Below are 14,929 nucleotides of genomic sequence, written 5' to 3' on the forward strand. Positions count from 1 at the left end.
TGTCCGGGCCTCAGTGGCCCATGCACAGGTACTTGGTGCTCAGGTATTCCTCTATGCCGGCGGCGCCGCCCTCGCGGCCTATGCCCGACTGCTTGACGCCGCCAAACGGCGCCACGGCCGTGCTGATGATGCCGCTGTTGATGCCCACCATGCCGTACTCCAGCGCCTCGCCCACGCGCCACACGCGGCCCACGTCGCGGGCGTAGAAGTAGGCGGCCAGGCCGTACTCGGTGTCGTTGGCCATGCGGATGGCCTCTTCCTCGGTCTTGAAGCGGAACACGGGCGCCACGGGGCCGAAGACCTCTTCCCTGGCAATGCGCATGCGGTCCGTGGCGTTGGCCAGGATGGTGGGCTCGTAGAAGGTGCCGCCCAGCGCATGGCGCTTGCCGCCCAGCACGACCTCGGCGCCGTTCTTCACGGCATCGGCCACCAGCTCCTCGACCTTGTCCACGGCGGCCTGGTCGATCAGCGGGCCCTGGCCCACGCCGGCCTCCAGCCCGTTGCCCACCTTGAGGGCCTGCACGGCGACCTTGAGCCTGGCCATGAAGGCGTCGTACACGCCGTCCTGCACCAGCAGGCGGTTGGCGCACACGCAGGTCTGGCCGGTGTTGCGGTACTTGGAGGCCATGGCGCCTTCCACGGCGGCATCGAGGTCCGCGTCATCGAAGACGATGAAGGGCGCGTTGCCGCCCAGCTCCAGCGACATCTTCTTGAGCGTGGGCGCGCATTGCTCGGCCAGCACGCGGCCCACTTCGGTGGAGCCCGTGAAGGTCAGCTTGCGCACGGCCATGCTGGCCGTGAGCACGCCGCCGATGGCGCGCGAGGAGCCCGTGATCACGCTGAACACGCCCTCGGGAATGCCGGCGCGCTGGGCCAGCTCGGCCATGGCCAGGGCCGACAGCGGTGTCTGCTGCGCGGGCTTGACGATGATGGTGCAGCCCGCGGCCAGGGCGGGCGCGACCTTGCGCGTGATCATGGCGGCCGGGAAGTTCCAGGGCGTGATCGCGGCGCAGACCCCCACGGGCTCCTTGGTCACGATGATGCGCTTGTCGGCCCAGGGCGCCGGCACGGTGGAGCCGTAGATGCGGCGGGCTTCCTCGGCAAACCACTGCACGTAGGAGGCCGCATAGGCGATCTCGCCGCGCGACTCGGCCAGGGGCTTGCCCTGCTCGCTGGTCATGATCAGGGCCAGGTCCTCCTGGTTCTCCATCATCAGCTCGAACCAGCGCTGCAGCAGGCGCGCGCGGGCCTCGGCGGTCTGCTGCTTCCAGAGGGTGAAGGCGCGCTCGGCGGCGGCGATGGCGCGCTGCGTCTCGGCCTCGCCCATGCGGGGCACATGGCCGACGGCTTCGCCCGTGGCGGGGTTGTGGACGTCGATGCGGCTGCCATCGTCGGCGGCCAGCCATTGGCCGTCGATCAGGCAGAGGTTCTTGAGCAGGCTGGGGTCGCGCAGTGCAAGCGGCATGGGAAATCTCCAATAAGGGCGGGGCAGGCGTCGGGACGACGGCGCCTAGACAAAGCGGAACTGCAGGCGGCCCAGCGGGCCGTAGTCGGCATCGAACAGGTCGCCGGCCCGGGCAGCCACGGGGCGCGTGAACGAGCCGGCCAGCACGGTCTGGCCGGCCTCCAGGGCCTCGCCCCAGGGCGAGAGCTTGTTGGCCAGCCATGCCACGCCGATGGCGGGATGGCCCTGCACGCCGGCAGCCAGGCCGGTCTCCTCGACCACGCCGTTGCAGCGCAGTATGGCGCCGCACCAGGGCAGGTCTATCACCTGGGGGTCAGCGCGGCCGGCGCCGGTGACGATGCCCGCATTGGCCGCGTTGTCGCTGATGGTGTCGTAGACCTTGCGCATGGCCTTGGTGTGGCGGTCGAACTGCTCGATGCGCGCGTCGATGATCTCGATGGCCGGCGTCACATGGTCGGTGGCGTCCAGCACGTCCTGCAGCGTGATCTCCCTGCCGCCGGGCAGGCCTGGGCCGCGCAGCGGCGCCTTGAGCACGAAGGCCAGCTCCACCTCCACGCGCGGTGCGATGAAGTGGGCGGCCGGGATGTCCAGCACCTGGCCCGGCGTGCAGCGGTAGAGCATGCTGTCGAGCAGGGTGCCGTAGTCGGGCTCGTCGATCTGGCTCGATATCTGCATGGCGCGCGAGGTCAGGCCGATCTTGTGGCCTATCACCTTGCGGCCCGCCGCGATCTGCAGGCGCACCCATTCGCGCGAGACGCGGTAGCCATCCTCCACGGTCATGCCGGGAAAGCGCTTGGAGAAATGCTCGACCTGCACGCGCGTCTTCTCGCTGCGGTCCAGCTCCTGGGCCAGTTGGGTCAACAGTTCTTGGGAAAACATTTCAAGGCCTGGAAAAGAGAGGGTGGAGGGTGCTGTGCTTGCCGTCATACACCTGGCCCGGGCTTTCATCGACCTGCACGGTCAGGCCCAGGTGGCGCTGCGCGAACAGCGGCTGCAGATGGCGGCGCGCGCAGGCCAGCAGGGCGTCGCCGGCCTGCTGCTGCACGGCGGCCGAGCGGCCCCGGCCCATGCGCAGGTTGATGTAGATGAAGCCGTAGTCGCCATCGCCGCCCGCTGCGCGGCCCGCGGCCCCGCCATCGGCCACGGCGCTGTGCGGCGCGGGGTAGGCCAGCACGCGCGTGCCGCCCGTGGGAAAGACCTGGGCGCCGTCTTCGGCGCGCACGGTGAGCATGGTGTCGGCCAGGGCGCGGCACAGCTGCGTCATGTCGGTGTGCGCGTCCAGGCTGGCCGTGTAGAGGATGACCACGTGCGGCATTCAGGCCACCTCCATGGTGGCGGCCGTGCAGCTCACGGCGAAGATGGGAATGGGCTGGCAGTACAGCACCTGGCCCGCGCCGCGCGCGGCGGCGGCCACGGCGATGAAGCTGCGGATCTCGAAGCCGCCCTGGCCGCCGTCGCGGTAGGTCTCGGCGTCGGTGTACGACAGCAGCGCGTCCCGGTCGTTGCGGCACCAGCGGTCCATGAACTGCTGGTCCCATTCCCAGTTGACCTTGCCCGAGTCGGGCGTGGCCGGCCAGTGCGAGATGCCGCCCGTGCCCACGATGGCGATGCGCTCGGGCGCCTTGTCGCAGGCGCGGCGCAGGGCCTCGCCAAAGGCCCAGGCGCGGTGCAGCGGCGTCAGCGGCGGGCCCTGGCAGTTGATGTTGACGGGGATGATGTCCTTGTCATAGGCCGGCGTCAGAAAGTGCAGCGGGACCATGATGCCGTGGTCGAACTTCCACTCCTCGGCAAAGGCCACGTCCACGGTCTGCATGACCTCGGCGATCAGGCGCCGCGACAGCTCGGCATTGCCGGGAATGCGGTGGCGCTCTATGCCCAGCCAGGCCGGGTCCTCGATGGGCCCTTCGTAGTGGTCCGCCATGCCGATGGCATAGGCCGGCATGTTGTTCATGAAGAAGTTGGCGAAGTGCTCGGCCGCGATGACGATCACGGCGTCGGGCCGCGCCGCCTCCAGCCGTGCGCCCATGTCGCGGAAGGCGGCATGGAAGGCATCCCTGGTGGCCGGATCGGCCAGGTGTGCGCGGCCCGTGATGCCGGGCGCATGGCTGCAAACGCCTGCAAATACCAGACTCATCTCAAACTCCTGCGATCTTTTCGTTGGTGGCTGTCGTCATCGCGTAGACGCCCGCGCGCACCGGTCCGTGCTTTTGCACGCCGTCGCGCATGGCCTGCAGGTAGTCGGCCCAGGGCATGCCCAGCAGCGGCGCGAAGTGCATCAGCAGCTGGCCGTTGCAGCCCAGCACGTAGAGCTTGCCGATGTCGCCGTGGAACATGGCTTCGTACTCCTCGGGCTCCAGCGCGTACTCGGCCAGCAGCGCGGCGCGGTCCTCGGCAAAGCGCCGCTGCACCTCTGGCTCGCGGTTGAGCTGGAACAGGAATTTCTGCATGGTGTACAGGCTCATGGCGGCTCCCGGTGTCGGCCTCAGCCCAGCGTGATGTTGGCGCGGCGGATGATGGCTTCGTACTTGGCGATTTCGCTGGTGACGAAGGCTGCGAACTGCTGCGCCGTGCCGGCCTGCGAGACGATGCCGCCGCGCGCGAAGGCGTCCACCACGGCGGGCTCGGCCAGGGCCTTGACCACGGCGGCATTGATGCGCTGCACCAGCGCATCGGGCGTGGCGCCCGGTGCCAGCAGACCCTGCCAGGAGTTGGATTCCAGCGCCACGCCCTGCTCGGCCAGCGTGGGCACCTGGGGAGCGAACTGCGAGCGCTGGCGCGTGGCCATGCCCAGTGCCACCAGCTTGCCGCTTTGCACATGGCCACGGAACTCGGGCCAGTTGCCGAACATCACGTCCACCTGGCCGCCCAGCAGGTCGGCCAGCGCCGGGCCCTGGCCCTTGTAGGGGATGTGGACCATGTCGATGCCCATCTCCTGGCACAGCAGCGCGCCCGACAGATGGGCCGAGGTGCCGTTGCCGAACGAGGCATAGCTGAGCTCGCCGGGCCTGGCCTTGGCGCGGCTGCGCAGGTCGGCCAGCGTCTTCAGGCCGCTGCCCGGGTGGGTGGCCAGCACATGCTCGGACAGGCCCATCAGCGCCACGGGCTTGAGGTCGCGCGTGGTGTCGTAGGGCAGGTTCTTCACCAGCGTCTTGTTGGCCGTGAAGCTGTTGGCCACGCACACCAGGGTGTAGCCGTCGGCCGGCTGCTTGGACACATAGTCCACGCCGATCACCGTGCCCGCGCCGGGCTTGTTCTCCACGATCACAGGCTGGCCCAGGGACTTGCCCAGCTCGGTGCCCACCAGGCGCGCCACCAGGTCGGTGGTGCCGCCCGGCGTGAAGGGCACGATGATGCGCAGCGGCTTTGCGGGCCAGGTGCCGGACGCGCTACCGGGCTGGGCCTGGGAAAGGCCCGGGAGCATCAGCGCTGCGGCCGTGGTGGCTGCGGTGGATTGCAGGAAATGGCGGCGTTGCATGTCTTGTCTCCTCGGTTCTCTTTGTCGTTGTCGCTGGTCGCCCGTTCAGACGCCCCAGTGCGGAATATGGTGCGAGCCCAGCGAGACGGCCACGTTCTTGGGCTCGCAGAAGACCTCGTAGCTCCAGCTGCCGCCCTCGCGGCCCGTGCCCGAGGCCTTGGTGCCGCCGAAGGGCTGGCGCAGGTCGCGCACGTTCTGGCTGTTGACGAAGCACATGCCGGCCTCGATGGCGGCGGCCACGCGGTGGGCGCGGCCCACGCTCTCGGTCCAGACATAGCTGGACAGGCCGTACTGGATATCGTTGGCCAGGCGCACGGCTTCGGCCTCGTCGCTGAAGGGGATGATGCAGGCCACGGGGCCGAAGATCTCGTCCTGGGCGATCTGCATGCGGTTGTCCACGTCGGCAAACACCGTGGGCAGCACGTAGTTGCCCTTGCGCACGCGCTCGGGCAGCACGGGCGCATCCAGGCCGCCGCACAGCATGCTGGCGCCTTCCTTCTGGCCCAGTTCGATGTAGTGGCGCACCTTGGCCAGGTGGCTGGCGCTGATCATGGGGCCGACGATGGTGGACTCGTCCAGCGGGTCGCCCACGGTGATCCTCCTGGCGCGCTCCACGAAGCGGTCCACGAACTTCGCATAGATGCCCTTTTGCACCAGGATGCGGCTGCCGGCCGTGCAGCGCTCGCCGTTGTTGGAGAAGATCATGAACACGGCCGCATCCAGCGCGCGCTCGAAGTCGGCGTCGTCAAAGATCACGAAGGGGCTCTTGCCGCCCAGCTCCATGCTGAACTTCTTGAGGCCGGCGGCCTGCACGATGCGGTTGCCGGTCTGGGTCGAGCCCGTGAACGAGACGGCGCGCACATCGCGGTGGCGCACCAGGGGCTCGCCCGCGTCCTTGCCGTAGCCGTGCACCAGGTTGAGCACGCCGGGCGGAATGCCGGCCTCCAGCGCCAGCTCGCCCAGGCGCGCGGCCGTCATGGGCGACAGCTCGCTCATCTTGAGCACGGCCGTGTTGCCGAAGGCCAGGCAGGGCGCCACCTTCCAGGTGGCCGTCATGAAGGGCACGTTCCAGGGCGAGATCAGCGCGCACACGCCCACGGGGTGGAACAGGGTGTAGTTCAGGTGCGTGGGCGTGGGATAGGTGTGGCCGTCCACGCGCGTGCACATCTCGGCAAAGTAGTAGAAGTTGTCGGCCGCGCGCGGCACCAGCTGCTTGCCCGTCTGGGCGATGACCTGGCCGCAGTCGTTGGTCTCGGTCTGCGCGATCTCGGGCACATGGCGGGCGATCAGGTCGCCCAGCTTGCGCACGAGCTTGGCGCGTTCGGTGGCGGGCGTGTTGGCCCATTTCGGGAAGGCGTTCTTCGCGGCGGCAACGGCGGCCTGCACCTCGGCCTCGCCGCCTGCGGCGACCTCGGCCAGCACCTCCTGGGTGGCGGGGTTGACGGTCTCGAAATAGTCCTTGCCGGCGACGGCCTTGCCGTCGATCAGGTGGTCAATGCGCATGGGGATTCCTTGGCGTGTGCGGTGGGTTCAGGAGGCGGCCGGCGCGTCGCCGACGATGGTGTTGACCAGGCGGCCCAGGCCTTCGATCTCGGTGACGATCTCGTCGCCCACGCGGGAGTCGGCCACGCCGTCGGGCGTGCCGGTGAGGATGAGATCGCCGGGGTTCAGCGTCATGAAGCCCGACAGGTGGGCGATCAGCGAGGGGATGTCATGCACCATGTCGCGCGTGCTGCCGTCCTGCTTGAGCTCGCCGTTGACCCAGCTGCGCAGGCGCAGGTTCATGGGGTCGGGCACATCGGCCGCATCGACGAACCACGGGCCCACGGGCGTGGCGCCGTCGCGGTTCTTCACGCGCAGGTTGGGCCGGTAGAAGTTCTCCAGGTAGTCGCGTATGGCGTAGTCGTTGGCCGTGCAGTAGCCGGCGACCACGCTGTAGGCATCCTCGCGGCGCACGTTGCGGCAGGTCTTGCCGATGACCACGCCCAACTCGCACTCGAAGTGCATGTAGGCCACGTCGGCGGGCCGGTACGTCCGGCCGCGGTGGCCGTTCAGCGTGTTCGGGCCCTTGAGGAAGACCAGCGGTTCCTCGGGCGCCTTGTTGAAGGCGATTTCCTTGGCATGGTCCGCATAGTTCAGGCCCAGCGCGAAGACGGTGCCGAACTGCAGCGGCGGCAGCCACTGCACGGCGGTCTCCGCCACCAGGCGGCCATCGGGCAACTGCACCTGTCCGTGCGGGCCTTCGGTGACCTGCAGGGTCTGTCCTTCGAAGATGACGCGTCCGTGCTTCATGCTGCTGCTCCCTGTTCTGCCACCACCGAATGCGTGAGCCGGCCCAGGCCGGGCACCTCGATGACCACGCGGTCCCCGGGCCGCGCCAGCGGCGCGCCTTCGCCCGGGCCCAGCAGCAGCACGTCGCCGGGCGACAGCGTCATGAATTCGGTCACGTCGGCCAGCAGCCTTGCGGGCGAGCGCACCAGATCGGCAAAACCGCGCTGCCAGACCTGTTCACCATTGATGGACACCGTGAGCGTAGCCGCCTGTGCGTCAAAGCCTGTGCCGCGAACGAGGGCGCCCAGCGGGCAGAAACCGTCGCGGCAGCGCTGGCGGATGGCGGGGCGGTAGTAGTTCTCGTGCGGCAGCGTGAGGTCGCTGGCGATCAGCCAGCCGGCCACATGGTCCAGGGCCGTTGCTTCGCTGACGCGCGTGGCGCTGCGGCCGATCACCAGGCCGATGCTGGCATCGACGCGGACCTCGCCCGGATCGGCCGGCACGGCCACCGCAGCGCCATCGCGCGCCCAGGTATTGCGCGGCTTGAGATAGAGCACGGGAGCGCGCGGAGCGGCCTTGTAGGGCGCGCTGTCGAACTGCGGCGACAGGCGCTGCACGGTGGCCTGCTGGTTGAGCAGCGTGCCGTAGACCGTGCCCAGCGCAAGGCCGTCATCCAGGAGAAAGGGCTGAATCTGCATGGTGTGGATTTAGTTAACGTGGTAATTATTGTTTTTGCAACAAGCCCCGTCAACACGGTGGATTCAGGGTTTTCCCAGGCCGCAGCAAAAAGCCCCTGCGCGGCGAACCGTGCAGGGGCTTGAAGGGGGTACCGGGTGCGGCCGGTACAGAAGGCGCGCGGGCGTCAGCCGCGGCGGCGGCGCAGTGCGGCCATGCCGCTCAGGGCCAGCGCCAGCAGCGCCTGGGCCAGTGTGGACAGGCCGGGCACGGGGGTGGCCGTGGCGCCGGGCGGCAGGGCCGCAGGCGCGGCCACCGACACGGGGTCCACGATGACGCCGTTGACGGTCAGGTCGCTGTCTCCCGTCTGCCCGTCGGTGATGTCGAAGCTCACCGAGCGGCGGTCGGGTGCGAAGCGGTAGGCCGACGCGGCCAGCTCATACCAGTGCGCCGTGGGCGTGGCGGCCGTGGGGCCGTACTTCCAGAGCGTGGCCTGGGCGGGTGCGGCTTCAGGCAGGTCCATGCGGATGGTGGCCATGGAGCCCGGCGTGCCGCCCATGAGCACGAAGCTCAGGCTGCCGTAGGGCATGCGCAGGCCGCCCGGCAGCGGGCTTTGCGAGGGCGCGGGCTGAAAGCCTGCCGAGTTCGAGGCGAACTGCCATTGGTCCGCACCCACATTGCCCGTGCCGTTGCTGACACCTGCCGTGTTGCTGCCCGTGCCGATCTGCGTGCCGATGGGCACGGGCTTGCTCAGGGCCAGCACAGCCGGCGCGCTGGCCGTGCCCGAGGCCGGCAGGTTGACCGCATGCACGCGGTAGCTCACGGCAGGGTCCAGGCCGGTGAAGGACAGCGTGGCGGCCGTGCCGGCTGCGGTGCTGACCGTGTTGCTGGCAGGGGCCGGCAGGCCGGCGGCATCCAGGCCGGCCATGACCTGTTCCCAGCTGGGGACGGGCGCATTGGCAGGCAGGGCCACGGCGCGCAGGCTGCCGCCCACGCTGGGCGTGGCCTGGACCACGGCCGATGTCTGGTCCACTGCCTGGGCGGACAGGGCCACGGTGGACAGCGCCGGCACCGCCAGGCTGTCCAGGCGCGCCTTTTTCCAGGCGGCATAGGGCAGGTCCTTGGCCACGGTGCCATCGCCGTAGAAATCGGCATCGCCGCAGTCGCTGAGGATGTCCACGCTGCCGCCGGCGTCCAGGCTGGCGGGCATGGCGCCTATGCCTTCGGCCGAGCAGGCGGTGTGGGGTGCGGTGATGGCGGCCAGGTCGGCAGCGCGCGGTCGCAGGTTCAGGGCCAGGCCTGCGCCGTTCACGCGGCCATCCCAGGAGTAGAGCTGGAAGTTGCGCGGCGCGGTGCCCGTGGCGCTGGCCGAGGGGCCGGCAATGATCAGGTACTCGCCGGCTGCGTTCTTGCGGATTTCGCGGATGCCGCGGCCGCCCAGGTCCAGGCGAATCGGCGGGCCCATGGACGCGCTGCCCTTGCTGCCGCCATCGGCCGCAGGCAGGGCCGCGAAGTTGGTCACGGGCACGATCAGCGCATGCGTGCGGCCCGTGGCGTCGTCCGCCGTGACGGCGGGCGCGCCCGGTGCCGGCACCAGCGGCGCGCGAAAGCCCAGCCAGGCGGCGCCGTTGTCGGGGCTGGTGGACATGCCTTCGATGGAAAAGCCGCTCATCGTCTCGGCCTCGGGCGCCTTGGTGGCGCCGCCGTCCGAGCTGGCCACCAGGCCCAGGTAGTTGGCGGCAAGGCCGTCATGCGCGGCCGCGTCCCAGCTGCGCAGGTCCTCGCGCAGCCAGCGGTAGTAGCCACTGGCGGTCAGCGCCGTGGAGGCGCCGGAGCCGGTCACATCCATCGCCGCCAGGCGCCAGCGGTCGGTGCGCGACTTGCCGCTCTTGTTGTTGGAGTGCGAGCCTGCCACGTACACGCGGCTGCCCAGGGCAAAGCTGGCCTCGATGTCCATTTCCTCGTCGCTCTTGCAGCTGTCCAGGCCCGTGAGGCCGGGGGCGGTGCAGGCGGCGGCATCGGCCAGGCCCAGGGCGGTCCTGTCCAGCATCAGCGGCTTGACGGGCAGCCCGCCGGCCGGGCCATAGGCCGAGAAGGAGTTGCCGGCCGGCAGCGCATTGCCCGAGGCATCCTGGGCGGGCGCCTCGTCGTCGCCCACCAGCATGGTGGCGGCATCGATGACGATGGCCGTCGATGCGTCCGAGCGCCCGGCCAGCCAGCGCGGGCTGGTGTTGGCTGCGGTATTGGCCGAGGCCGCGTACTTGATGGTGCGGCTGACGGAGGCGCCGCCCGCGTTGGTCAGCGTGACGGTGATGTCGGCATAGCCCACGCCCGTGGGCGTGATCCTGAGCACGGCGTTGCCGGCCTGGTTGGACGCGGCCAGGCCTGCGTCGGCCACCACGGCCTGGTTGCTCGAACGCGCAGTGACCTGTACGCCGCCAGCGCCCCCCGCATCCTGCACCGTGAAGCCGATGCCTGCCGAGGCCAGCGGGTCGTTGGCGTCGCCGACCACGCCGGAAAACGCGGTCAGTTCGGGCAGCGAGGCCGTCGGCGGGGCCGAGGCCATGAAAGGCACGCCCACTGCAGCCGTGCTCCCGCCGAGGCCGTTGACCGCGCGCACGCGCAGCGTATAGCTGCCGGGCTGCAGGCCTTCCAGCGCCTGGCTGTTGCCCAGGGCCACGGCCGTGGAGGCTACCGATGCAAAGCTGTCCTGCGACAGCTCCACCACGTAGTAGGCTGCGCCCGGCACGGCGTCCCAGGCGGCCGTCACGCGGTTGCCGGCCGGGGTGGCCGTCAGGTTGGAGGGGGCGGCGGGCACGGTCGCCGGCACGGTCTCCAGCGGGGCCCAGGCCACGCCATAGAACACGCCGTCCTGCGGCGCGGCGATGGACTCGGCCGTGCCCGACAGCGTGCCGGCGTAGCCGCCGTGATCGAAGGCGCGGTACAGGCGGCCCGTGGTGTCGGTGGCCATCAGCATCACATTGCCGCCGCCGGTATCGAAGGCGGCCAGGCCGTGGACTTTGGACAGGCCGGCAATGGAGCCTGCGGGCTGCCAGCTGGTGCCGTCCATCGAGAGGCGGAATTTCCGGATGGCGCCGGTATCGTTGTCCGCCACGTAGACGGTGTTCGCCAGCGCGGGGCCGCCATCGAGTTGCAGGAAGGCGATGCCGCGGTAGGTGGAGGGCGTCAGGCCCGCCAGGGGCAGGGCCGTCTGGATGCCCGTGGTCGGCAAATTCGTGCCGATCTGGTTGAGCGAGCCGCCGTTGATGGCGGCGATCAACTGGCCGCCGGCGACCGCCAGGCCCTGGACATTGCTGCTGTTCAGTTGGGAGATGCCCGTGCCGTCGGCAGCCACGTGCCAGATGCCATTGTTGGCCGTGGCCGTACCCTTGCCGCTGGCCCAGACGGCGCCGCAGTCGCTGCTGGCTGCACCGCGGATGGTGTCCTTGCTGAAGGCCGTGGTGCCGAGCGCGCGCAGGCTTTTCACGTCGGAGTCGAACCCCACCACGGCCACGGCGCGCGGGGCCGCCGCTGCAGTGACGCCGTTGGGCTCGGTGCCGCCGGTGGCCACGGCATAGCCGGGAACCACCAGGCACAGGCCATTGTCCGAGCGGTTGAGCAGGCCTTCCGAGCCCTTGCTGCTGGCCGTCAGCGGCGTCGCTCCGCCTGACAGCGGCAGCGATTGCACCAGGGTGCCGTCCACGCGGTACTCATCCAGGAACACGGGCAGCGCGCCTGTGCCCGTGCCCACGCGGTAGGCCACCAGGTTGCCCGGGGTGAAGGGCGCGGACCATGCAGCGCCACAAAGGGCCAGGCAGGCCGTTGCAATCGCCTTGTGCCGCCAATCCAAAGTACTCGCGCGCATGCTCACCATCCCCCTGTGTGACAAATCGCGCGACTGTAAGAGGCGGCTGTGACAGCCCGGTGACGGCAGGCCCGCAGGATGGTGGGAAGGCACCATGCAAAAAAAGACGGCTCCCTCAGGGGAGCCGTCCTTGCCTCATTGCGCCGTGATGCCCGCGCTTTGCTTTTTCTGGTTATGGGCGCTGCGTGTGCACGGGGCAGCGTATTGAGCGGTCGATCAGCGGATCAGCAGCACAGGCACCTGGCTGCCGGCCAGCACCTGGGTGCTGACCGAGCCCATGACCAGGCGGCCCAGCGTGCCGTGGCCATGCGTGCCCATGACCAGCAGGTCGAACTTGCCTTCTTCGGCCGCCTTGATGATGGAGTCGGCAATCGGGCCGACCTTGCTCAGGCGGGCTGCCTGCACGCCGTGCTCGGCCAGGTAGCTGCACACGGGGTCCAGCACCTTGGTCGACTCCTCGGCGTAGTACTCGTCCACCACGTCCTTGCCCAGGGCGGCGCGCGCGCGGGCCGGCAGCTGGGGCTGGACGGTGATGGCGCTGTAGCTGTGGGCCGAACCCAGGATCTCCGGGTGCGAGGTCAGGTAGGCCAGCATCTTCTGGGTGTAGGGGCTGCCATCGACAGCGAGCAGGATGTTCATGAAGGTCCTCCTTGGGTATGGCCCGAGACTAAGCCCAAGCCGGGGTGGAGTGCTTGATCCAGGTCAAGCGCGGGCCGGTGCCTCTGCCGCCCCTGCGGTCGCGTGCACCGGCAACTCGATGGTAGAGCGCGGCGAAAACCCCTCCTGCTCGCCCTTGCGCGCGTAGCCCAGCGGGTTGGCCACCACGCGGCAGCGCCAGGCGCTGCCATCGCCGCGCAGGCCCTCGGCCACATAGTCGCTGGGCGAATGCAGGTGGCCGTGCAGCCACAGATCGGCAAAGGGCAGCAGTTCATCCAGCACGTTGCAAAAGCCGGCCGTGCCCGGCACCAGGCCGTAGCGCGGGTCGGCGCTGCGCAGGCTGGGCGCGAAATGCGTGACGGCCACCGTGGGGCCATCGAAGGGCCTGGCCAGCGCCTGGCGCAGCCATTGCTGGCAGACCAGCGACTGCTCGCGCATGGGCTCGGCCAGGAAGGGCTCGCCGTCGCGCGTGCCGCCGGTCTTTTGCAGGTAGAAATTGGCGGCGCGAAAGGCCTTCTCGCGCAGCTTGAGCAGCCGGGCCAGATCGGTCACGCCTTCATGCATGGACATGGCGTCGTAGTCGCTCCACAGCGTGGTGCCCACGAAGCGCACGCCGTCCAGCACGGCCGTCTCGCGCTCCAGCCAGACCATGCCCATGCGCTCGCAGGTGGCACGCAGGCGGGCGTGGGCGGCGTCGAAGTCCTGCATGTCGTACTCATGGTTGCCCGGCACGAAGATCACGGGGCAGGGCCAGCCCGCGTACTGGGGCAGGGGAGAGAAGCGCTCCAGCCCGAAATCCTGGCCCGGCAGCAGGCTGCCGCTCTGGTAGGAGCCTATGTCGCCGGCCAGCACCAGCACGTCGGCATCGGGTGCGGGCTCTGCGGTGAAATGCGGATGGGCCTCGAGGTGCAGGTCGGACAGCAGCTGGATCTTCATGCGGCCAAGTGTAGAACCTGCGCTGGCGCGGGCGCCCCGCAAACGGCGCTCAGGTGTGCGGGAAGGTCGCCTCTGCAGAGCGCGTGAGCGTGCGCAGCAGCCAGTCGTAGGCCTGAGGATGCTGGCCGCGCCGGCGCCACAGCGCGTCCACGTGCACGGGCTGCACGTCGAAGGGCAGCTCGCGCAGCACCAGCTTGTCGGCCATGCCGGTCACGGGCACGAAGTGGCGCGGCAATATGGTCAGCAGATTGGAGGTCATGACCACGCGCCCGGCCGTGAAGAACTGGTTGACGGTAAGCACCACCTGGCGCGTGCGGCCCAGCGAGGCCAGGGCCTCGTCGATGAAGCCGAAGGAGCGGCCCGAGAAGCTCACCAGCATGTGGCGCGCCGCGCAGTAGTTGTCCAGCGTCAGCGGCACATCGGCCAGCGGATGGCCCTGGCGCATCACGCACAGGTACTCGCCTTCATACAGGCGCCGGCTGTCGAAGGCCACCAGGGCGCCCGACTGCGCGCGCGCCGTCAGGTCGGCCAGCGCGGCGGGGAAGTAGCCCACGGCCATGTCGGCCTCGCCGGCCTCCAGCAGGCTGCGCGGGTCGCGCGTGGTCAGCGGCAGCACGCGGATGCCGATGCCGGGCGCCTCGCGCTCCAGCAGGCTGAACATGGGAGGAATCAGCGTGGCGGCCGTGGCGTCGGCCATGGCCAGCACAAAGGTGGCGGTGGCGGTGGATGGGTGGAATTCGCCTGGCGTCAGCGTGTCCTGCAGCTGCTGCAGCGCCTCGCGGATCACGGGCCACAGCGCCAGCGCGCGCGGCGTGGGCTCCACGCCCTGGCCCTGGCGCACCAGGAGCTCGTCGCCCAGCGCCTCGCGCAGGCGGCGCAGCGCATTGCTCACGGCCGGCTGGGTGATGGCCAGCTTGTGGGCCGCCCGCGTGAGGCTGCGCTCCGCCATCACCTCGTCGAAGACGCGCAGCAGGTTCAGATCCAGTGTGCGGAAGTTCAGGGCGGACATGGCCGTGGCAGCGAGCGCTGAGTCATCACTGACGTGAATGCTACAGATTCAAGATATAAATTTGAAGAACTCTAGGGTAAACCCTATAGTTACCCCTAGTCGCCCGCCACGCCGTCAAAAGCGGCCATTTAACTGGGTTTATCTGCCATGAGCAACTTCATTTACAACTCCTACTGTGTCGAGCACCCTGGTGTGGTGCATGTCTATCAAGCCGCCGACGACCGCAAGAGCGCCGTCAAGCGTTTCTCCGGCAAGCGCGGCGCCAGCGCCCTGCTGCTCGCTGCCCTGGTGGCCGCGCTGATGGTGGTGGTCAACGAGGTCGCCCACAACTGGACCGACGGCCACATGCTGGGCGCCTGGGTCGTGCTGTGGGTTGCCGCCTTCATGGGCCTGGCCCTGTTCTCCGCCCCCGCCCGCCGCGCCGCCATGATGGCCCGTGCCGGCTACCGCGCCTGGACCGAGAGCCGCCAGCAGGCCGCCGCTGACGAGCGCATCTGGAACGCCGCCCTGCAGGACGCCCGCCTGATGGCCGACCTGGCCCGCGCCATGGATAGGCAAGGTAGCTGATCTCTGCCT

At 69.5% G+C, this 14,929-nt stretch carries 14 protein-coding genes; 1 reads left to right on the forward strand and 13 read right to left on the reverse strand.

The annotated features are described in order from the left end of the window. Window positions 1-10: 10 nt before the first annotated feature. The 13 genes from G4D77_RS16795 to G4D77_RS16855 form a co-directional block, all read right to left on the reverse strand. Window positions 11-1,465 carry an NAD-dependent succinate-semialdehyde dehydrogenase gene (locus tag G4D77_RS16795; protein ID WP_154833012.1) on the reverse strand — a complete coding sequence of 485 codons (1,455 nt, stop codon included), beginning with the start codon at window positions 1,463-1,465 and terminating at the stop codon, window positions 11-13. Window positions 1,466-1,510: 45 nt separating this feature from the next. Beyond that, window positions 1,511-2,344, reverse strand: coding sequence for a 2-oxo-hept-4-ene-1,7-dioate hydratase (hpaH, locus tag G4D77_RS16800; RefSeq protein ID WP_154833014.1), 834 nt, complete (start codon window positions 2,342-2,344; stop codon window positions 1,511-1,513). Between the two features lies 1 nt (window position 2,345). Beyond that, a complete protein-coding gene (locus G4D77_RS16805; protein WP_012202041.1) occupies window positions 2,346-2,780 on the reverse strand; it encodes a 5-carboxymethyl-2-hydroxymuconate Delta-isomerase in 435 nt (144 codons plus the stop codon). Continuing rightward, the gene (locus tag G4D77_RS16810; RefSeq protein WP_046241330.1) at window positions 2,781-3,599 is read right to left on the reverse strand and encodes a DODA-type extradiol aromatic ring-opening family dioxygenase; all 819 of its coding nucleotides are present in this window, start codon (window positions 3,597-3,599) and stop codon (window positions 2,781-2,783) included. Between the two features lies 1 nt (window position 3,600). Continuing rightward, the gene (locus G4D77_RS16815) at window positions 3,601-3,927 is read right to left on the reverse strand and encodes an aromatic ring-opening dioxygenase subunit LigA (protein ID WP_012202043.1); all 327 of its coding nucleotides are present in this window, start codon (window positions 3,925-3,927) and stop codon (window positions 3,601-3,603) included. A 20-nt stretch (window positions 3,928-3,947) separates the two neighbouring features. Then, on the reverse strand, window positions 3,948-4,940 hold the full coding sequence (locus tag G4D77_RS16820) for a tripartite tricarboxylate transporter substrate binding protein (RefSeq protein ID WP_034365848.1): 993 nt from the start codon (window positions 4,938-4,940) through the stop codon (window positions 3,948-3,950). Window positions 4,941-4,985: 45 nt separating this feature from the next. Further along, the gene (gene hpaE / locus G4D77_RS16825) at window positions 4,986-6,443 is read right to left on the reverse strand and encodes a 5-carboxymethyl-2-hydroxymuconate semialdehyde dehydrogenase (protein ID WP_034365845.1); all 1,458 of its coding nucleotides are present in this window, start codon (window positions 6,441-6,443) and stop codon (window positions 4,986-4,988) included. Window positions 6,444-6,470: 27 nt separating this feature from the next. Beyond that, a complete protein-coding gene (locus G4D77_RS16830; RefSeq protein WP_096914429.1) occupies window positions 6,471-7,232 on the reverse strand; it encodes a fumarylacetoacetate hydrolase family protein in 762 nt (253 codons plus the stop codon). Beyond that, window positions 7,229-7,909, reverse strand: coding sequence for a fumarylacetoacetate hydrolase family protein (locus G4D77_RS16835; protein ID WP_012202047.1), 681 nt, complete (start codon window positions 7,907-7,909; stop codon window positions 7,229-7,231). Before G4D77_RS16835 ends, G4D77_RS16830 begins: the two co-directional genes overlap by 4 nt. Before the next feature lie 164 nt (window positions 7,910-8,073). After that, window positions 8,074-11,751: a choice-of-anchor U domain-containing protein gene (locus G4D77_RS16840; protein WP_154833016.1), complete on the reverse strand. Its 3,678-nt coding sequence runs from the start codon at window positions 11,749-11,751 to the stop codon at window positions 8,074-8,076. A 216-nt stretch (window positions 11,752-11,967) separates the two neighbouring features. After that, window positions 11,968-12,390: a universal stress protein gene (locus G4D77_RS16845; protein WP_016447345.1), complete on the reverse strand. Its 423-nt coding sequence runs from the start codon at window positions 12,388-12,390 to the stop codon at window positions 11,968-11,970. Between the two features lie 63 nt (window positions 12,391-12,453). Further along, a complete protein-coding gene (locus G4D77_RS16850) occupies window positions 12,454-13,344 on the reverse strand; it encodes a metallophosphoesterase (protein ID WP_016447346.1) in 891 nt (296 codons plus the stop codon). 49 nt (window positions 13,345-13,393) lie between these two features. Further along, a complete protein-coding gene (locus G4D77_RS16855; protein WP_016452246.1) occupies window positions 13,394-14,353 on the reverse strand; it encodes a LysR family transcriptional regulator in 960 nt (319 codons plus the stop codon). 147 nt (window positions 14,354-14,500) lie between these two features. On the opposite strand from G4D77_RS16855, the gene G4D77_RS16860 reads away from it, so the two are divergent. Next, the gene (locus G4D77_RS16860) at window positions 14,501-14,920 is read left to right on the forward strand and encodes a hypothetical protein (RefSeq protein WP_016447348.1); all 420 of its coding nucleotides are present in this window, start codon (window positions 14,501-14,503) and stop codon (window positions 14,918-14,920) included. Window positions 14,921-14,929: the final 9 nt, after the last annotated feature.

Origin of the sequence: Delftia sp. WY8 (genome assembly GCF_018437695.1) — a bacterium.
Taxonomy (GTDB): Bacteria; Pseudomonadota; Gammaproteobacteria; order Burkholderiales; family Burkholderiaceae_C; genus Comamonas; species Comamonas tsuruhatensis.